This window comes from Phaeobacter sp. HS011 (genome assembly GCF_018101215.1).
GTDB classification, from domain to species: domain Bacteria; phylum Pseudomonadota; class Alphaproteobacteria; order Rhodobacterales; family Rhodobacteraceae; genus Phaeobacter; species Phaeobacter inhibens.
The window spans coordinates 355449-374753 of the sequence record NZ_JAGEUF010000005.1; the positions used below are offsets into that span (position 1 = coordinate 355449).

21 protein-coding genes are annotated in these 19305 nt (G+C 59.2%); 8 read left to right on the forward strand and 13 right to left on the reverse strand.

Annotated features, from left to right (window positions below):
* Positions 1–53 precede the first annotated feature (53 nt).
* Positions 54–3509 carry a chromosome segregation SMC family protein gene (locus J4721_RS12340; RefSeq protein WP_211002764.1) on the reverse strand — a complete coding sequence of 1152 codons (3456 nt, stop codon included), beginning with the start codon at positions 3507–3509 and terminating at the stop codon, positions 54–56.
* A 123-nt stretch (positions 3510–3632) separates the two neighbouring features.
* Entirely contained in the window at positions 3633–3971 is a 339-nt protein-coding gene (locus tag J4721_RS12345; RefSeq protein ID WP_014878866.1) for a hypothetical protein, read from the reverse strand.
* Between the two features lie 158 nt (positions 3972–4129).
* Here J4721_RS12345 and J4721_RS12350 point away from each other — a divergent pair, with 158 nt between their 5' ends.
* Positions 4130–4900: a FadR/GntR family transcriptional regulator gene (locus tag J4721_RS12350; RefSeq protein WP_014876087.1), complete on the forward strand. Its 771-nt coding sequence runs from the start codon at positions 4130–4132 to the stop codon at positions 4898–4900.
* Between the two features lie 36 nt (positions 4901–4936).
* On the opposite strand, the gene J4721_RS12355 is transcribed toward J4721_RS12350, so the two are convergent.
* From J4721_RS12355 to J4721_RS12385, 7 genes are all read right to left on the reverse strand, one after another.
* Complete coding sequence (locus J4721_RS12355) at positions 4937–5686, reverse strand: acyltransferase (RefSeq protein ID WP_211002765.1); 750 nt, start codon at positions 5684–5686, stop codon at positions 4937–4939.
* A gap of 190 nt (positions 5687–5876) precedes the next feature.
* Positions 5877–6437 carry a F0F1 ATP synthase subunit B gene (locus J4721_RS12360; protein ID WP_014876089.1) on the reverse strand — a complete coding sequence of 187 codons (561 nt, stop codon included), beginning with the start codon at positions 6435–6437 and terminating at the stop codon, positions 5877–5879.
* A 4-nt stretch (positions 6438–6441) separates the two neighbouring features.
* Positions 6442–6987: a F0F1 ATP synthase subunit B' gene (locus tag J4721_RS12365; protein ID WP_014876090.1), complete on the reverse strand. Its 546-nt coding sequence runs from the start codon at positions 6985–6987 to the stop codon at positions 6442–6444.
* Positions 6988–7073: 86 nt separating this feature from the next.
* Positions 7074–7298 (reverse strand): F0F1 ATP synthase subunit C, encoded by a 225-nt coding sequence (locus J4721_RS12370; protein ID WP_008562443.1) that lies wholly within the window; start codon positions 7296–7298, stop codon positions 7074–7076.
* Positions 7299–7355: 57 nt separating this feature from the next.
* Positions 7356–8159 carry a F0F1 ATP synthase subunit A gene (locus tag J4721_RS12375; protein ID WP_014876091.1) on the reverse strand — a complete coding sequence of 268 codons (804 nt, stop codon included), beginning with the start codon at positions 8157–8159 and terminating at the stop codon, positions 7356–7358.
* 27 nt (positions 8160–8186) lie between these two features.
* Positions 8187–8531: an AtpZ/AtpI family protein gene (locus J4721_RS12380; protein ID WP_211002766.1), complete on the reverse strand. Its 345-nt coding sequence runs from the start codon at positions 8529–8531 to the stop codon at positions 8187–8189.
* Between the two features lie 196 nt (positions 8532–8727).
* Positions 8728–9621, reverse strand: coding sequence for a DMT family transporter (locus J4721_RS12385; RefSeq protein ID WP_211002767.1), 894 nt, complete (start codon positions 9619–9621; stop codon positions 8728–8730).
* A 96-nt stretch (positions 9622–9717) separates the two neighbouring features.
* Between J4721_RS12385 and J4721_RS12390 the strand changes: the two genes are divergently transcribed.
* The gene (locus tag J4721_RS12390) at positions 9718–10065 is read left to right on the forward strand and encodes a helix-turn-helix transcriptional regulator (protein WP_014878861.1); all 348 of its coding nucleotides are present in this window, start codon (positions 9718–9720) and stop codon (positions 10063–10065) included.
* A gap of 6 nt (positions 10066–10071) precedes the next feature.
* Here the strand turns inward: J4721_RS12390 and J4721_RS12395 are convergent, their stop codons facing one another.
* The 4 genes from J4721_RS12395 to J4721_RS12410 form a co-directional block, all read right to left on the reverse strand.
* Complete coding sequence (locus J4721_RS12395; RefSeq protein WP_102873439.1) at positions 10072–10980, reverse strand: DMT family transporter; 909 nt, start codon at positions 10978–10980, stop codon at positions 10072–10074.
* Positions 10977–11855: a LysR family transcriptional regulator gene (locus J4721_RS12400; protein WP_102873438.1), complete on the reverse strand. Its 879-nt coding sequence runs from the start codon at positions 11853–11855 to the stop codon at positions 10977–10979. Before J4721_RS12400 ends, J4721_RS12395 begins: the two co-directional genes overlap by 4 nt.
* A 106-nt stretch (positions 11856–11961) precedes the next feature.
* On the reverse strand, positions 11962–12489 hold the full coding sequence (locus J4721_RS12405) for a prolyl-tRNA synthetase associated domain-containing protein (RefSeq protein ID WP_102875272.1): 528 nt from the start codon (positions 12487–12489) through the stop codon (positions 11962–11964).
* 108 nt (positions 12490–12597) lie between these two features.
* Entirely contained in the window at positions 12598–14592 is a 1995-nt protein-coding gene (locus J4721_RS12410; RefSeq protein WP_211002768.1) for an elongation factor G, read from the reverse strand.
* Between the two features lie 491 nt (positions 14593–15083).
* Here J4721_RS12410 and ffh point away from each other — a divergent pair, with 491 nt between their 5' ends.
* Genes ffh through rpsP form a run of 6 tightly spaced genes read left to right on the forward strand, consistent with a single transcriptional unit; the run spans position 15084 to position 19304 of the window.
* Positions 15084–16607 carry a signal recognition particle protein gene (ffh, locus tag J4721_RS12415; RefSeq protein ID WP_014878856.1) on the forward strand — a complete coding sequence of 508 codons (1524 nt, stop codon included), beginning with the start codon at positions 15084–15086 and terminating at the stop codon, positions 16605–16607.
* Position 16608: 1 nt separating this feature from the next.
* Positions 16609–17154 carry a GNAT family N-acetyltransferase gene (locus J4721_RS12420; RefSeq protein WP_102914378.1) on the forward strand — a complete coding sequence of 182 codons (546 nt, stop codon included), beginning with the start codon at positions 16609–16611 and terminating at the stop codon, positions 17152–17154.
* The gene (locus J4721_RS12425; RefSeq protein WP_014878854.1) at positions 17151–17897 is read left to right on the forward strand and encodes a GNAT family N-acetyltransferase; all 747 of its coding nucleotides are present in this window, start codon (positions 17151–17153) and stop codon (positions 17895–17897) included. The genes J4721_RS12420 and J4721_RS12425 overlap by 4 nt, the downstream gene beginning before the upstream one ends.
* Positions 17898–17934: 37 nt before the next feature.
* Positions 17935–18537, forward strand: coding sequence for a GNAT family N-acetyltransferase (locus J4721_RS12430; protein WP_027248509.1), 603 nt, complete (start codon positions 17935–17937; stop codon positions 18535–18537).
* Positions 18538–18594: 57 nt separating this feature from the next.
* Positions 18595–18903 (forward strand): chorismate mutase, encoded by a 309-nt coding sequence (locus J4721_RS12435; protein ID WP_014876103.1) that lies wholly within the window; start codon positions 18595–18597, stop codon positions 18901–18903.
* A 41-nt stretch (positions 18904–18944) separates the two neighbouring features.
* Positions 18945–19304 carry a 30S ribosomal protein S16 gene (gene rpsP / locus J4721_RS12440; protein ID WP_014876104.1) on the forward strand — a complete coding sequence of 120 codons (360 nt, stop codon included), beginning with the start codon at positions 18945–18947 and terminating at the stop codon, positions 19302–19304.
* Position 19305 lies beyond the last annotated feature (1 nt).

The following is a 19305-nucleotide window of genomic DNA, read 5'->3' on the forward strand; positions in this document are numbered from 1 at the left end:
ATCCTGTCATTGGCCCGCCGAGGATAAAACCTGCACCGCGTTGGAACAAGGGGTCAGGCGACCAACGCCTCAGCTTTCTTGAGATCCACAGACACCAGTTGGCTGACGCCTTTTTCCTGCATGGTAACCCCGAACAGCCGATCCATCCGCGCCATCGTCACCGCGTGGTGCGTGATAATCAGAAAGCGCGTGTCGGTCTGGCGGCACATCTCGTCCAGCAAATCGCAGAAACGGGTGACATTGGCATCATCCAGCGGCGCATCCACCTCGTCCAGCACACAGATCGGGGCCGGGTTCGACAGAAACACCGCAAAGATCAGGGCCATTGCGGTCAATGTCTGTTCGCCCCCTGACAGCAGTGACAGCGTCGAGAGTTTCTTGCCCGGCGGCTGACACATGATCTCCAGCCCGGCATCCAACGGATCATCACTTTCGACCATGACAAGATTGGCCTCCCCGCCGCCGAAGAGATGAGTAAACAGCATGGTAAAGCTCGCATTCACCTCCTCAAACGCGGTCAGCAACCGTTCGCGGCCCTCGCGGTTGAGGCTGGCGATGCCCGACCGCAGCGTCTTGACGGCTTCTTCCAGATCAGCCTTCTCGCGCACCAATTGATCATGCTCATCCTGAACCGTACGCGCGTCTTCTTCTGCGCGCAGGTTGACCGCTCCCAGCGCGTCGCGCTGGCGCTTGTGACGGTTGACCTCTGCTTCCAGTTCCTCTGCGTTCGGCATGTCTTCAGGCGTCGCATCAAGGCTGGCCAACAGAGCGTCAGGCACTGTCTGTTGTTCTTCGCGAATACGCGCTTCGGCATGACCTACGGCTTCGCGGGCTGCGTCGCAACGCGCCTCAGACCGGGCCCGTGCTTCACGCGCTTCAGAGGCCAGTCGCGCGCATTCACGTTCGTTTTGAACGGCGTCGCGCAGAACAGTTTCAGCACCAATCAGCGCATCGGAGGCAACTGCCTTACGCGCTTCAGCTTCTTCAATGGCAAGGTTTAGTTCCTCGTGGGTCTCCGCAATTTCGGCAGGGACCTGATGTGCCTCTTGCAGCTCTTCCTCGGTCGTGGCACGGCGCTCTGTCAGCTCAGCGATCCGCCTGTCCGCACTCTCCAGCCGGTGACGCCACCCCGAGAGATCCTTGGTGACCTGCTGCCCACGCGCAGTGCGGGCCTCTCCTTCACGCCGCAGCTCATCCTGGGTCGACCGATGGGTCAGCATCGTGATCCGTGCAGCTTCCACCGCCTGTTTTATATCCTCGACCTTGGCACGCGCCTCAGCGAGATCCTCCAATCCTTCAACAGCGGCTTCCGCTTCCGTCAGATGTGCCTGCGCAGCGGCAGCATCCTCATCGTGCCGGGCAACCGCGATGCTGAGGGTTTCCAGCTTGCCTTCGGACAGATTGCGATGACTTTCAGCCCGGCTCAGCGCGCGCGCCGCATCCGCAACGCGTTGATCAGCAACCCGGCGCGCCTGACGCGCGGTCTGATCTGCGGTGGTAACCTCTGCCAGCTTGCGCATAAGAACTTCATGCGCAGCCTTAGCTCCATCTGCACGCGCGCCCACGTGCTCCATGTCCTGTTTCAGCACTTCAAGGCGGTTCATTTGCTCCAGCCGTAACGCAGCCGCGCTTGGCGCATCCTCAGCCCAGGCCCGGAACCCATCCCAGCGCCACAGATCCCCTTCAAGGGTGACCAGACGCTGCCCAGGCATCAGCCGCGAATGCAGGTCACGCGCGGCATCAGCATCGACGAGACCAACCTGAGAAATCCGACGATGCAGCGCATCGGGGCAACTGACATGCAGGGAGAGCGGTACCGCACCCGCTGGCAGCGGCGCATCGCCGTCATATGGCGGCAAGGTGACCCAACCGCTCGGGCCATCAACCTCCGCCAGAGGGGCGCGCAGGTCATCGGCAAGAGCAGCACCAAGCGCCTTCTCATATCCCGCTGCGACGCGCATCTCGTCCAGAACATGGCCACCCTCGGCGGTATCGCGTTCGACGAGCTTCGCAAGCGCTGTCACCTCTGCCCGCAGTGCACCCAATTCGCCCTCCGCTTCGGAGCGGCGCGCACGGGCCTCGGCCTCACGCGATTGGGTATCGTTGCGCGCTTCATCTGCCGCGGCGAGCGCCTCATCGGCGAGTTCAGCCGCGGCGCGCGCTTCCTCTTCAGCCTCAATCGCCGCCTCAAACGCTGCCTCTGCCTGGGCCAGCGTATCGCCAGCCTCAACCATCGCTTCGCGGGAAGCCCCCCCTTCCTCCTCGGCACGGAGCAAAGCACGGCGGCAATCTTCGACCTGACGCTGCGCTGATTGATGACGTGCCGCAAGCCGCGCGACATCTTCTGTCAGGCTCGTCAGATGTTCCTCGCGGGCCTGAAGCACCGATCCCGCTTCTCGCGAACGCTCTGCGGCCTCAGCCATGCGATCATCGTGACCGATAGCAGCCCGCGCCAACTCACGCTGTTCCCAGTCCAGCCGTTCAATCGTTTCGCCGGCATCTCGGTTCAGCCCGCTTTCGCGCTCAATGTCGCGGCCCAACTGTGCCACGCGGTTGGTCAGCGTTTCGATGGTCTGGCGCGCCTGCGCCTCCTGATCACTCAACGCGTCGCGCTGGACGAACAGTCGTTGCAGGACGGCGGCGGCAATTGCCTCTTCCTCGCGCAGGGGCGGCAGCGCACTCTCAGCCTCCAGCCGCTTGCCATCGGCAGCACGGGCCAACGCCTCTGCTTTGGCCGCCTGTGTCTCGCGGGTTCGAAGTATATCTTCAGCTTCCAGCCGCGTGTCATCCGCCTCCCGCCAGCGACGGTAGAGCAACATGCCCTCGGCCCGACGCAGCTGTTCACCGATATCGCGATACCGCTGTGCATGGCGTGCCTGACGGGCCAGCTGCGAGAGTTGTGCCGCGAGCTGTTCAATCACATCATCGACGCGCAACAGGTTCTGTTCGGTGTTCTTCAGCTTCAGCTCGGCCTCGTGCCGCCGCTGGTAAAGGCCAGAGATACCTGCCGCCTCTTCCAGAATACGCCGCCGTGCTTTCGGCTTGGCATTAATCAACTCGGCAATTTGCCCCTGCCGAACCAAAGCTGGAGAATGCGCACCAGTTGAGGCATCGGCAAACAGCATCTGTACATCGCGCGCGCGCACATCCTTACCGTTGGTTTTGTAGGCGCTGCCGACATCGCGGGTGATACGGCGCAGGATTTCAAGATTGTCGCTCTCGTTGAAGCCAGATGGGGCCAGCCGCTCACTATTGTCGATCTGCAGGCTGACCTCGGCAAAATTACGGGCTGGCCTGGAACTGGTGCCGGCAAAAATCACGTCCTCCATGCCGCCGCCACGCATCGCCTTTGGGCGATTTTCGCCCATCACCCAGCGCAGCGCCTCAAGAAGGTTGGATTTGCCACAGCCATTTGGGCCCACAACTCCTGTCAGGCCATCCGCGATCAGCAGATCCGTTGGGTCCACAAAGCTCTTGAAGCCGTTCAGTCTGAGTTTCGAGAAGCGCAAGCCGATATCCTGTGATTCATTGGGATGTAAGTGTCATGGGTTTGTTACACCACTGTCAATGTGGCTGCCCCCCAAATCCGCCAGGTCAGCGTCATATCGCCACCATATATTGTGGATAACTCTTCATTTCGCGGCTTCGCCGCTCCCGCAGTTCAACCGCCCGACGAGGACAGCTTGATCGCCCAAGACATCGCGCACCGGACAACCGCTTGCCAATTCCATAGCGCGCTGCGCGCGTTTCCTGATTGGGCCGAGGCGCGGCGCATATTGCGAATTGACACGCACCGCCTCTGCGAGCGATCCGCGCAGGCGCACCTCAAATACGCTGCTCTCCACCGTGATCCGTTGCACAGCCTGCCCACGGAAATGCGGGCTTGCCGTATCGCAGGCCACAGGCAGAACAGCAAGAAGGAACATAAAAATAGAGCGGGATTGCACCGCTCGCCTGATCAGATCACACATCTGTATCCCTGTGCCGATTAAGACTGGATCTTCGCTTGTATCTTCGGACTAGCACGGAAAAGGCGTTCTGTCTGTTGAATGAACGCGCAGCCCCTTGCGATGGCTTTGGCCTCGTGGTCATATGTTTTGACCAATCGTGTCCGAAAAAGACAAACAGTATGCCCTTTCAAAAAGTACAGCCCGAAAAACTCTCCGCGTCTGTGGTGCGCCAGATTGAGCAATTCATCCTGCGCGGCATCCTCACACCTGGCGAACGGCTCCCTGCCGAGCGGGAGTTGGCGGAGCGTCTGGGCGTTTCACGACCCTCCTTGCGGGATGCGCTGGCCGAATTGCAGGACCGCGGCCTGCTGGTCTCGCGGGCTGGCGCAGGAGTGTTTGTCGCCGATGTGCTTGGCTCCGCGTTTTCACCGGCCTTGGTGCAGTTGTTTGCAAGCCATGATGAGGCGGTTTTCGACTACCTCAGCTTTCGCAGAGATATGGAAGGGCTAGCCGCCGAGCGCGCTGCCAAATACGGATCCGACTATGATCTCGAAGTGATCCAGACGATTTTCGAGAAGATGGAGCAGGCCGGTGATCCTGCCACGTCAGAAGAGGCCGCAGCGCTGGATGCCCAGTTCCATTCTGCAATCATGGATGCGAGCCACAATGTGGTCATGCTGCATATGATGCGCTCCATGTTCGAGCTGTTGCGCGAAGGTGTTTTTTATAATCGTCGCGTCATGTTTCAGCAGCACACCACACGCGACGCCCTGTTGGCCCAGCACAGCGCGATCAACGCCGCGCTGCAGGCCCGCGACCCGTCGGCAGCGCGTGCCGCTGTTGAAACCCATCTAGACTATGTGAAGCAGGCCCTCACCGACCATCAGCGCGCCCTGCGCAATGCTGAAGTGGCCAAGCAACGTCTGCAGCATGAAACCGGCAAGACCTGAGCACCCATCCGCTAGCTTAGATGGCCTGTGATCTCATCACGATTTGGGCAATGACGCCATCCACTCGGCGACAACAGCCTCGGGATATCCTCGGTGAAAATGAGACTTCCAGGGGTAGGCCGCCCGGTCAGTGCCATCTTTCAGGCGGACCCGATTGGCATCTCCCCGGTCAACAGCCGGATTACCAACCGCAATTCGATGGTCTGCGACGTCTTTGGTGACGGCGCTGCATGCCCCGACCAGCGCCCCTTCGCCTACAGTGACCCCCGGCAGAACCGTGGTCATTGTGGCAATCACAGCAAATGATTTGATCCGCGCGCCCAGCAATACCTCGCTTGGCGGATGCGGGTCATTGGTCAGCACCACATAGGGAAAAATCCAAACGTAGTCTTCCACGACACTCTTTTGCCCAATGTGTACATTGCTGTGCAACCGCACGAAGTCGCCAACAGTGCAATGACCCTGGATATCGCTCAATGTGCCGATCTGAAAACCGCGCCCAGCCTGCGTGAGTTCACGCACTGTGACCCGATGCCCGGTCACCAGACCATCGCCGAAGCTTGAGCTTTCGTAGAAAACGCTATGGGATCGGATTGTCGCCCTCTCCCCGATGCGCAGCGCAGAGCCATCCCCCAGACGGGTTGCGACGCCCAGCTCACAATTGCTGCCGACGCTTGTTCCCTCGCCAATCTCAACATTGCCATGAATGATCGAGAAAGGGCCGATTTCTACGCTCGGGTGGATCTTGGCCTTGGGGCTGACAATGGCCGTGGGATGGGCGCGCATCTGTGACTCCTCTGGTAACCGAAAGCCCACCAACAGGCCGGGACTTGCGCCCCTTCTATCGCTCTGCCCGCGCCCATTCCACTATTTAGGTAACTAAGAACCCGCGTAGACATCGCATACAACGCGTTTGACACAAAAAACCCGGCCACTTGGGCCGGGTTTTTTTTAAACGCGTCGATGCAAGAGCGACTTAGTGCAGCTTGGCGTCCACGTCAGCGATAGCAGCGTCAATCAGCTTGTTGGCTTCGGTCGCTGTCATCTGTTTCGAGATCACCGCGTCCGCCGCTGCAATTGCAACGGTGATCGCCTGATCGCGTACTTCTTTCACTGCGGAGTCCTGCGCCGCTGTGATCTGTTCCTCGGCAGCGGTCATGCGACGCGCAATCGAGATTTCCAGATCGGCCTTGGCTTGGTCAGCTGCTTTCGCAGCATCTTCACGCGCCGAAGCAACGATCCGATCGGCCTGCGCCTGAACTTCCTGCTGCTTGCGTTCGTAAGATGCCAGAATGGTCTGAGCTTCTTCACGCAGGGCACGGGCCTCTTCGAGGTCCTTTTTGATGCCTTCCGCACGGGCGTCCAGCTGGCCACCCAGCAGACCCGGTACTTTCGCATAAAGCAGGATGCCGACGAACAGCAGGAATGCGAGCGTCACGACAAAGTCAGTGTTGCTCATCGACAGGAATGGGCCGGACGCCGCAAATGCGGGGCTGGTGGCACCAAAGGTCAGAGCAAGAGCCAGTACAGAGCGCATGTTCTTATCCTTTCATCCGGTCGGCAACCGCAGCTGCGACGGCTTTTTCGTCTGCCTTGCCGCCGAAGGTGGCGACGATCTCAGCGGCGGTATCAACAGCGACGGCTTCGACACTGGCGATGGCACCGGCCTTGATCTCGGCGATGACGGCTTCTGATTCCGCTGCCTTGGCCGCAATCTGTGCGTCTGCCTTGGCAATGGCCTCATCCAGATCTGCCTGAATTTCCGCACGGGTTTCAGCAGCGATGCGCTGAGCCTCTGCACGGGCATCTGCCAGAGCCTGATTATAAGCGGTTTCGGCCTCAACGGCTTTGGCCTTCAGGTCTTCAGCCGCGGCGAGGTCGTTGGTAATGGTTCCCTGACGCTCGGCCAACACTGCCGCAATGCGGGGCAGCGCGATGCGCGACAGGATGAAATAGATCACGACGAGCGTGACCACGAGCCAGAAGATCTGGTTCGCATAGGTCGAAAAGTCCAGCTGCGGCATGCCGCCCGAACCGTGGGCGGCCTCTGCGGCACCGTGACCTGCGTCCTGCGTCTGAGTTGCCATGTCGTCCTCCTAGGGAACTTGCCGTTACACCGGGCGGCGCGGTCATCCACACCGCCCGGCCGTAAGGAAAATGGTTCCGAAGGGTCTTAGACAGCGAACATCAGCAGCAGAGCGACCAGGAACGAGAAGATGCCCAGAGCTTCTGCAAATGCGATGCCGATGAAGAGGGTTGCGGTCTGGGAAGCAGCCGCGGAGGGGTTGCGCAGAGCGCCTGCCAGGAAGTTAGCAGCAACGTTGCCAACACCCAGTGCAGCAATACCAGTACCCATGCCAGCCAGGCCAGCGCCGATGTGTGCGAGTTCGCCTTCCATTGTGTATCTCCTTACGATTGGAAGTTGAGGATCTTGTTGTTCGGACCTGACCGCGTCTTAGTGCGACGGGTGCAGCGCGTCCTTCAGGTACACGCAGGTCAGAATGGTGAACACGTATGCCTGAATGAAGGCCACGAGAACTTCGAGTGCGTAGACCGCGGTGATGGCAAAAATCGGCAGGAAGCTGAACAGGCCCAGTGCGCCTGCAAAACCTGCGAAAACCTTCAGAACCGCGTGGCCCGCCATCACGTTACCTGCAAGACGAATGCAGTGACTGACAGGACGCACAAAATAGGAAATCAGTTCGATGATCGCCAGCACCGGGCGCAGCGCCAGCGGCGCGGAGCCAACCCAGAACAGACCCAGGAACTTGGTACCGTGCAGCACGAAACCAGTCACGGTCACGGTCACGAACACCAGCATTGCCAGAACCGCCGTCACAGCGAAATGCGAGGTGGTGGTGAAGCTGCCTGGAATCAGGCCCAGCATGTTCGCCGTCAAGATGAACATGAACAGGGTCATGATGTAGGGGAAGAACTTCAGACCGTCTTTACCGGTGACGTCTTCGACCATCTTGTAGATGAAACCGTAGGCAAGCTCAGCAACTGACTGGATGCGCGACGGGACGATCGCACGTTTTGCAGACCCCAGAACCATCAGCGCGAAGATCGCCACTATCGCCAACCCCATCCACAGGGTCACGTTGGTCGGGGTGTAGAAGTTCAGCTCAGCTGCGCCACCCAGCGGTTTGACCAGAAACTGGTCAGTCGGGTGAATCTGAAGGCCCGGAATAGCAGGGGCAAAGAACAGCCCAGACGCAAGTACCAGCAGAAAAGCTGCACCAAAGATTAGTTTGCCCATTGTCCCGTTTCTCCTGTCACCGGGGGATCAGTCCCGGTCTTGCGCATCTTGTTCGGCCATTTCGGCCAGTTTCTTTTCCTGGATCTCTTGCGCGCTGCGGAGCATTGTCTTCACCCCGGCCGCCAGACCCAGCATCGTGAACAGCACCAGAAAGATCGGTATGGTCCCAAGCAGAAGGTCCAACCCGTATCCGATACCAAAGCCGATCATCAGACCGGCCACCAACTCAATCACCATCCGCCAAGCCTGATTGGCTGTCGAATAATGTTCATCCACGCGCGGCTTGGGCTCTTGGGCCTTACGCGCCTCTACCAACTTGGCCTCTAGCTGCGCCAAGCGCTGCTTGTCTGGCTCTTGTGACACGGTCGCCATCCTCACGTGAATTCTGATGTGGTGCTAAGGAGTCCAAGCCTCAGAGTCAACAACCCTGAAAGCACTGCGGAGTTTATGATAAGGTATTGTAATTATTATATTTAAATAGAATACCATCGCATGACCTCCTGAGCACCTTCGACGCAGGAGGCCATTTTGTGGTCAAAACTCATATTCAACCAAAAGGTTGATTTTATCAAAGGGCCGACCGACGTCGTATTTTACGCAGCAGACGACCATCAATCAGCACCAGCCCGATCAGGATCAGGCCCATGCCTGTCAGATGCTCCAGTTTGAGCGGCTCCTGCAAGACCCACGCCCCCATCGCCAAGGCGGAAACCGGGGCGATCAGCGTTGGCAAAGTGATATTCGTCGGCCCAACCCGAGGCAGAACCCAATAGAACAGGATGAAAGCTGCTGACGTCAGGATGAAACCGATGATGAACAACGCGCCCCAGGTCTCCAATCGGGTGATCACCGGCAAACCTTCAGCCCAAATCGCCAGCGGCGTGATGGCCGCAGTGGCCCCGGTCAAGGCAACGGCGACAAGCACCACCGGGTCGATATCCCGGAACTGGCGGGCGATATTGACCGAAAATCCATAGCACAGTGGCGCGCAAAGCGTAACGAGCACGGCCCAGACCTCAGACTGGCGCCCGCCCTGTAGCAACGGCCACGACAAGACCAGGATCCCAAAAAAGCCAAAAACCACACCGAACGATTTCTGCAAGGTCGCCCGCTCTCCACCCGGCCAGAAATGCGCCACCATAACGGCAAGCGCAGGAGTAAACGCATTTAGGATTCCGGCCACGCCACTGGCAATATGCTGTTGTCCCAGCGCGTAGAAGGCAAAGGGCGCCGCATAGCTCAATACACCAAAGCCAAAAAGCGCCAGCCAACGCCGTGGTTGGTCCGGCACCTGCTTACGTGCCGCCACGACATAGATCCAACATCCCAACGCACCGAAGCCTACCCGCCCCATGGACACCGACAGGGGGCCCAGTTCGCGCAGCAATACAGCATTGAACATGAAGGACATGCCCCAGCCGATCCCCAGTACAAAGATCGCTGCCCAGTATTTCAGTGCCATGACTATGTCTCTTTCGCGCTCTGCCGTCGTTGCCGGTGGTATGCGGCTAGTGGCTTGGGATTGTCGACCCGCATCTTGCGGTTTAGGTGTGTCGGCATGAGCGATCCTCTTGATACCGTATTTGCCGCCCTTGCGGACCCAACCCGGCGTAGCATTCTGACGATGCTGCTGGAGGATGACATGGCCGTCACGGATGTCGCTGAACCCTTTGAAATGTCACTTGCGGCGATCTCCAAGCATCTGATGATCCTGACACGAGCAGGTCTCATTGCGCAGGAAAAACGTGGCCGCGTGAAATGGTGCAAATTGCAGCCAGACGCCATGCGGTCGGCCTCTGTCTGGATGCAGGGTTTTGGTCAGTACGAGCCGGTCAATCTGGACGCATTTGAGCGTTTCCTTGAGATCGAGCTCGACAGTCCGACAGCAGATCCCTCCTCCGAGTGAGGCGGGTTAGCCAGACTGGGTCTCCGGCACGATGCTGCGCCCCTCCCGCAACAACAGCCAAAGCGCCCAAATGGTGCAAACCACGCCCAGCGCTACGATGCCACTAGGTGCCGGGCGGCCCAGCGCAATTTCCCACAAGATGACCCAGCTTGGCGTGAGGTAGGTATAAGCCATGACCTTGGCCGAGGGCAGATGAAGCGTTGCATATTGCAGCAGAACAAAAGTCGCCGCACTGGCGATCAGCGCGACATAGAACAGGACCACCCAGACAAGCGGTGATAATTCGGTCCAACGCGTGGCGCGAATGTCGCCCCAGCCGACCACCAACAGGATCATCGCGCCCGCTACCAGCATCCCAAAGGTAAACACCACCGCAGGTTCCCCCCGGTTCAGCAAGCGCACCATCGGCGTATAGGCGGCGTGGGCCACACATCCCCAAAAATATATCATCTCTCCACGGCCAATCTCAAAGGCCCAGATGGCCGTCGGGTCACCGCGAAAGATCACCCAGATCGCCCCCATAGCACCAATCGCCAACGCCAGAGCCATCCGCCAGGTTGTGACCTGGCGCAGTAGGATCCAGCCGAAAACCCCACTCAAAACCGGTGTCAGTGTGAATACTGCAGCCGCACTCACTGGGGCGGCAGTTTGCAACCCGTAAAACATCAGCACAAAATAGATGGCAAACAGGCCACCCAGCACGAGGAAACGCCAAGGCGCCACAAAATCTATGCGGCGCAGGCCATGGGTGAGCTGTGCCGCAATGCCGATCACCACCGCAGCAATCACAAACCGAATGGCATTGAGGGCCATGGGAGTGATGTCATTGGCCACCATCGCGCCAAGCGAAAACGATCCGGCCACCAGGGCTGAGAACACCAGCATTGCAAGATGACCGCGATAGCTCGGTGTCATGCGGTCCAGGCCTTGGCTTCTGCTTTGAGGAAACTGAGAAAGCTCTGCACCTTGGTCGTGCGGTGCAGATCAACATGGGTGACAAGCCACAACTCCCCTGCCCACTCCGGAAGCGGCTCCATTATCTGGGTAAGCCCGGGATGCCGCGCCGCCTCCCAGCGGGTCAGGAAACCAATCCCCGCTCCGGCCAGCAGAGCCTCCTGCATAGAGACCGCGTTCACACAGCGAAACGACAACGCACTCTCGGGCGCATGGGCACGCAGCCAGCGGGAATAGGGCGCCCGGCTATCTATGTCGTCATTACAGATGAACCGGTGGTTGGCCATATCGTCCAGCCCCTTCAGAGGACCGAACCGTTCAAGATATGAGGCACTGGCGTAAAGCCCGTGCTGTTGCCGCATAAAGGGCTGAACCACATTGTCTGGCTGTTCCGGCGGAGATCCGGCACGGATCGCGACATGTGCCTCCCCGTATTCCAGTCGAAACAGGCGGCTACCGGTCAGGAAACGGATCACCAACTCGGGGTGCCGACGCTGAAATTCAGTGAGCGCAGGCACCAGCAGTGTCGACATCGAGGATAACGAGGTCACGACCAATTCGCCGGATACCGCATCTCCATGCCCCTTCAGCCGGCCAACCAGCTGGCCGAACTGATCATCCGTGGCCTGCGCGACCCGTAGCAGATCCTGACCGGCCTCTGTCGGGGTGTAGCCACGAGCGTGGCGCTGGAACAGCTTGACACCAAGACGCGCCTCAATGGCATCGACGTGACGAATGACTGTCGCGTGGTGGACGCCCAACACCTCGGCGGCGCCGCTCACGGTTCCCATCCGGGCCACCTGATAGGCGGTACGTACCTCGTCCCAGTTGTCCATGATCACCTCTTATCTGCGTCTCACTTACTGCAACCATGCACATTCCACGGACCCTAGCCAGAGAAAGGTTCAAAATTGCGCAGTGATCACGGGATGGCCTGCCACTTCAGACCCAGATGATCGTCACGCTCAATCGGCTCATCACATCCAGAAATGCCTGTCGCGTCAGGGCAACGGTGCGATCATTCACCAAAGGATGCATGTAGATCACATCCGCCTGCTGCGCAGCCTTGTCCATATAGAAGTGAACATCCTGGTTGACCCCGTTGACCATTGCCAAAGGCGTGACAGCGCCAGGGCGCACACCAAGGGTTTCTAGTAGGCGCTCCGCTGATCCAAATGACAGATTCCCCAGTCCCAGTTCAGCAGCTAGCGCTTTCAAATCCACATCGCGGTCCTGCTCCAGGCTGACCAGATGATTGCGTTTTTTCTTGTCCCGCAAGTAGAGGGTCTTGAGCCGCAGCGCGCGCTCCCCTGCCTGCATGAAGCCCGCCTCGACCGTCTTGGCATCCGCAACGGTGCGCAATGGCGCGTGGCTGTGCAACCGATAGCTGATGCCCCACGCATCCAGCTGCGCTAAAAGTTTGTCGGAAGAAACAGGCAAGCTGTCCTGAAACTGGGATGATGCGTCCATTGCGGCCTCATTGATCTGAACATCTGATATTGTCTGCAGATCAATGAGAAACGCGAGGGCATACAAGAGGGAACATCAACTTCCGTCTGCTTTCTTATTGGTATTTCGTCAGCGCCCTCCACCTGCCGCAGACGATGTGCGGCGTGCCTCTTCGTAGTGATCGAACCCGCTCGAGAACCAGGCCGTACCGCGGGTTGCGCTGGCAAGACTACTACAAAGCTGATCCTGAACCGCCACCGGCAGCAGGGTTTCAAACACATCCCAGCCTGCGGCCTCGGGGTGGGCTGCAAAACCAAGGATCTGACCCTGCATCCCGCTGACCACAGGGACTAGCCCACCGGTAAAGACTGAAGGAACGTGGATCTCCACCCGCATGATAGGTTGCAGCACCACCGACCCCGCCTCTGCCAGAGCCTCACGAACCGCAGATTTGCCCGCCGTACGAAACGCGTAGTCCGAACTGTCAACGGAGTGGTGCTTGCCATCCATCAGAGTGACCTGCACATCGACAACGGGATGACCATTAGCACCCGTCTTCAACGCCTCACGCGCGCCCGCCTCTACTGACGGAATATAGCCCCTGGGCACCGCACCGCCTTTGACCTCATCGGTAAAGTGGAAACCGGACCCGCGCGTGGCCGGCGCGATGCTCAGCACCACGTCGGCAAACTGACCTGCTCCGCCAGATTGTTTGCGGTGGCGGTGATGGATTGTGACCGGGCGCGTGATCGTCTCCCGTAGGGCGGGCGGCACGGGTTCATCTCCTACGTCGATACCGAATGACTCATTCAGCAGCGTCAGGATGCGGCGCAGATGCAGCGGCCCCTGTAGGTGCAGCAGCGCGTGCCCGCTGATCTCATCCTGTTCGATCTGCATCCCTGTATCAATCTCAGCAATTCGCTCCAACGCCGTAGTCAGCCGGACATCATCACGATCATGCACGGGCGTGACAATCCGCTGGTAACTCGACGGGCGCGGCTGGGCCCACTGCGGCAATTGCGCGGCACGGTTTTCCAGATAGGCGTACCCGAGGCTCAGATGATCCGATTTCACCACCTGCGCAATATCGCCCGGCGCCAGGTCACCCGAACAGGCTTGGGATGAATTGCGCCCATTGCCGGCAGCCCGCCCGGTTGCGGGCGCACCTGCGCCGGTTTTCTCAACCGCGCTTTGCCCTCTCAACTGTGTCATCGCCCCAAGATTACCGCCACCAATCTGTGCCCCGGCTCCCACTGGTTGGCTTAACGCGCGGACGACGACCGTCTTGCCGAGATGTTTAACAAGATCTCCGATACAGCCCACTGCCAGAGGCTGCCCATCCGCTGCCAACCGCTGCGCCGCGACTTCGACCGCTGGGGCCTCATGGCGCAGAGATTTCATCAGACGAAGGATCCCGTTGCGATGAAGCGCAGACCCTAAGAGCGCCGGAATTAGATCGTTATGCTGCAAGACACGGGTGGCCACGTCGTAGACAGCTTCTGTCAACGGCTTACGGTCTTCGATCAATTGCTCCAGCAGATCGTCATCATAGTCGGCCAGCGCTTCCAGCATTTCTCCCCGTGCCTGACGTTCGCGCGCATGGATGCTATCCGGGAAAGCCACCAGGGCTGAGGGCTGCCCCTCTTGATATTTCCACGCCCGTTCTGAGATCAGATCCACCGCCCCGATCACCTCCCCCCCTGCACGCATCGGTATCTGGCGCAGGACGATGTTGTGCCGACAATAGGTTTGCAGCGCGGCGACGATATCGGCCACCCTCCCGGCGGCCTGATCCATACGGTTGATAAAAAGAAAGGCGGGAATGCCCGCCTCTTCGACCATCCTGAGATAAGGCGCAGCCAAAACCCCGGCGGCTGGGTCCGCCGATACGCAAACAACCGCCGCATCACTGGCAGCCAACGCTGGCCCCGCAGTCACCAAATTCTCAACCCCACCAGCAATATCAATCACGCCCCAGGATTCATCCATGAATTGAAACGCTCTCAACTCAGCAACACCTGTAGCCTGCTGTGGCTTCTGCTCTGGCTCCTGAAGTGTTGCTAAGGCTTTTGCCAGCTCGGTCTTTCCGGAATGAGAGGGGCCAATAACTGTAAAAACACGCATCTGTCCTGATCCTTCTGTGGCTGCAAAGCCGCCCGATGAAGGAATACGACAGGAACGCCGCACCAGATGCCTTGAGAATAGCTGCCTCTGAAATGGGGCTTGGGCTGACCCACGTTTTTTGTTCGTGTCTGAGATCGACCGAAGGGCCATCGATAGGCGCGGTTCATACGCCTGCAATGCGGTTGCCCTTCATGAGTATCGACCCGCCCCGCCTCCTGATACTCCCTCACCGGAGTACCTTGCGTCAACCGTTGCACTCAGCGCATGGCAGCGCACCATCCATTCCTGACAAAGCGCTTCGGGTTGACTCATTGCAGGCGAACGCGTAACGGATGGCCCAAATCCGGGAGCCGCTATAGTCTTCCGGTCCCTGCCATTGCCGGGGATCGCCCTCCACCAGCGTGTTACGCCCGTGGGGGTGATTGCGCATGGATCATATGCTCCCTACATGTGGGGCGCCCACGTTGAAACCGGCATAGGAGGCCGAAGGCATGTTTGAAAATTTATCCGAACGCCTATCCGGTGTCTTTGACCGGCTAACCAAACAGGGCGCACTCTCTGAGGAGGACGTCAAAACCGCCCTGCGCGAAGTTCGCGTCGCCCTGCTGGAGGCAGATGTTTCGCTACCGGTTGCCCGCGATTTCGTGAAGCGTGTGCAGGAACAGGCTACGGGCCAGGCGGTGACAAAATCGGTCACGCCGGGCCAACAGGTTGTCAAAATCGTCCATGACGCCCTGGTGGACGTGCTGCGCGGTGCGGAGGATCCAGGCCAACTGAAAGTTGACAACCCGCCGGCACCGATCCTGATGGTTGGTCTGCAAGGCTCAGGTAAGACCACAACCACTGGTAAGCTCGCCAAGCGTCTGAAAGATAAAGAAGGTAAGCGCGTCCTGATGGCGTCGCTCGATGTGTATCGCCCTGCTGCGATGGACCAGCTTGCTGTACTGGGCACCCAGATCGGCGTCGACACGCTGCCAATCGTGCCGGGACAGAAACCGGTCGACATTGCCAAACGTGCCAAGCAGCAAGCCGCGTTGGGTGGCTACGATGTCTACATGCTCGATACTGCCGGCCGCCTGCAGATTGACGAAGTGCTCATGCAGGAGGTGGAGGACGTCCGCGATGTCGTCTCCCCCCGTGAAACCCTGCTGGTTGTTGACGGGTTGACCGGTCAGGTCGCCGTCGAGGTGGCCGAGGAATTCGATGCCAAGATCGGCATCTCCGGCGTCGTTCTGACCCGGATGGATGGCGACGGCCGCGGTGGTGCGGCGCTGTCGATGCGCGCGGTCACCGGTAAACCCATCCGCTTTGTCGGTCTGGGCGAGAAGATGGATGCCATCGAGACCTTCGAGCCTGACCGAATCGCAGGCCGGATTCTCGGCATGGGCGATATCGTTGCTCTGGTTGAAAAAGCCCAGGAAACCATCGAGGCCGAACAGGCCGAACGCATGATGAAGCGCATGATGAAGGGTCATTTCAATATGAATGACCTGAAGATGCAGCTTGAGCAGATGATCCAGATGGGCGGCATGCAAGGCATGATGCAGATGATGCCCGGCATGGCCAAAATGGCAAAACAAGTCGAAGAATCCGGTTTCGATGACAAGGTGCTGCGCCAGCAGATCGCCATGATCCAATCCATGACCAAGAAAGAACGCGCCAATCCTGCCCTGCTCCAGGCGTCTCGCAAGAAACGGATCGCAGCGGGTTCCGGCATGCAGGTCTCCGACCTCAACAAGTTGATGAAAATGCACCGTCAAATGGCCGACGTCATGAAAAAGATGGGCAAGATGGGTAAAGGCAAGATGTTGAAACAGGCCATGTCTGGCATGTTCGGCAAAGGCGGTGGCATGCCCGACATGGCTGGAATGGATCCGAGCCAGATGGATCCAAAGGCACTGGAAGCAGCGGCCAAAGCCATGGGCGGCGGCAAGGGCCTAGCCGGTGGCCTGCCGGGTCTGGGCGGCATGGGCGGCCTCCCCGGTGGCCTGAGCGGCTTTGGAAAGAAGAAGTAAGGTGACTATTGCGCCCACCATATCCACTGCGCGCCTCACGCTGCGCCACCACGTGATGTCGGACTTCGCGCCGCTTCACGATGTGCTGGGCAGTGAACGCGCACGCTATATGGGTGGGCCGTTTTCGCTCAAGGACAGCTGGCAGACGATTGCCGCGGAAGTGGGCAGCTGGTCCCTTCTGGGTTTCGGCAGCTGGGCAATCGAACGCAGCGAGGATGGCGCATTTGTTGGCCAAGTTGGAATCAACAAACCAGCCCATTACCCCGAAGCGGAGATCGGCTGGACACTTTGCAACGGCTTCGAGGGCAACGGTTACGTCACTGAAGCAGCATCTGCAGCGTTGGAATGGGCGTGGTCCCAAATGGGCGCGACCACCCTTGTCAGCTACATCACGCCCGGAAACGATAAATCGGTCTCAGTGGCTGAGCGGCTAGGGGCCACCCAGGATCCTGAGGCACCTTTGCCCGAAGGCGAAACGTCTGCAGATACGCTCGTCTACCGCCATAACGCACCTGATGCGGACGGCGGGATGGAGGCCTACGCATGATGGATCTCTCCCTTGTCTGTCACCCAGGCCGCCGTACCGGTGCCGCTGTGGCGACTATGCCACGCTTGGACGGTGCTTTAACCCATTATTTTCCGGCATCTGGCATGGTCGGGCTGTCTTTGATGCATAAACAGATCGCTGCGGCCTGTGCGGCAGGGGTTGATACGGATGTGGTAATGTCAGACACGGGTTATCGTTTCCCTAGCCTCATGACGCAGAGGCTTACACTGGTGTCCCCTGCGGAGGCCGGTTTCGACGCGCATGATGCCTTTTTGCGCATTGGCGCGCCGCGCTTTATTGATGCAGCGGACGATCCAGATGCGCTCTGGTGGTCGATTGCCACCATCATCGGTCATTGGCACCTGCGCGGCTATGGGTTGTTCGCCCTGGTCGAGCGCAGCACCGGGCGCCCGGTCGGCATGATCGGCCCATGGTTCCCGAAAGGCTGGCCAGAACCGGAACTCTCCTGGCACCTGACAGAGGATGCCCGTGGCAAAGGCTACGCAAGCGAGGCCGCAGAGGCCGTTCTTGACTGGCTCTTCCGAGAAAAGAACTGGAGCAATATCGCCTCCTTCATTCCGGAGGATAACACCGCATCCATCGCTCTGGCGCAGCGCATTGGCGCCCGCCCGGAGCAATTGGTATCTTTCCGTCTGGCCCCGGCCAACAACATGCGAACCTGGCGGCATCAGCCTCGCCAGCGCCTCTTGGGCGAGCCAGTGATAACGGGGCGTCTCCAATGACCTCTTGTCGTTATCTCAGCAGCGTAGGGTGTGCCTGATGCCCTCGTCCATCCCTGTGATCGAAACCAAGCGCCTGGTCCTGCGGGGCCCCGAAGCCGTGGATTACCCCGACTTCAAAGCGACGTTCAGCTCTTACCGTGCGCGCTTCATGGGCGGCCCGCTGAATCCATACGAAGCCTGGATGCTCTACGCCGCTGAAATTGGCCATTGGCAGGTGCGCGGGTTTGGCATGTGGATGATCCACGACAAGATCACCGAGGAAACATATGGGATGGCCGGGGGCTGGATGCCCGCAGGCTGGCCGGAACGCGAAATCGCCTGGATCATCTGGCCTGATGCCGCTGGTAAGGGCTATGCGCTGGAAGCCACTCACGCGGCCCGCAACTACTATTACAATACCCTCGGCTGGGATGGCGCGGTCAGCTATATTGATCCGAAGAATCTGGATTCGATCCGTTTGGCAGAGCGGCTGGGCGCACAGAAGGATCACGATGCCGACACGATTGACGGCAGCGACGCTGTCTATCGCCACCCGGCCCCGAATGCGCTGAAGGACAGCCAGCTGATCCATGGGATCGAGATGGAAATCAGCCATTACGCAGATCCCCTGTTTAAACCGGAGGGCTGGGCGCTTGACTGATCCCATCACCCAAAGCCGCGCAATGCGCTTTTCATTCATCTCCTTGCGGAGTCAGAAATGACGACAGAGACCCAAGATCCCGTCGCCCGTGCAGCGGCGCTGCTGAAAGGCCACCGCGAGAGCATTGATCGCCTTGATGCTATTCTCGTTTATACTTTGGGCGAGCGTTTCAAGCACACCCAGGCGGTGGGCCGGCTCAAGGCTGAACACGACCTTCCCCCGTCCGATCCGACGCGTGAAACCGCGCAGATCGCACGACTCGAAGACCTGGCGGAACAGGCCGACCTGGACCCCGATTTCGCCAAGGCTTTTCTGAATTTCATCATTCAGGAAGTCATCCGACACCATAAGAAACACCAGGAATAACAGGGATATCCCTGTAAACGCCATTAAAGGAGACTGAACCCATGGCAATGAAAATTCGTCTGGCCCGCGGCGGCTCGAAAAAGCGTCCCTTCTATCGCATTGTGGCTGCTGACAGCCGTATGCCGCGCGATGGTCGCTTCATCGAAAAGCTGGGCACCTACAACCCGCTGCTGCCGAAAGACAGTGAAGAGCGCGTAAAAATGGACATGGAACGCGTGCAGCACTGGCTGGATCAGGGCGCTCAGCCTACAGATCGTATTGCTCGGATGTTGGAAGCTGCTGGCGTTCGCGCTAAGGTGGAGCGGAACAACCCCAAGAAAGGCACCCCTGGCAAGAAAGCTCAGGAGCGCGCCGAAGAAAAAGCAGCCAAAGCTGCTGAAGCGACTGCAGACGCGGAGTAAG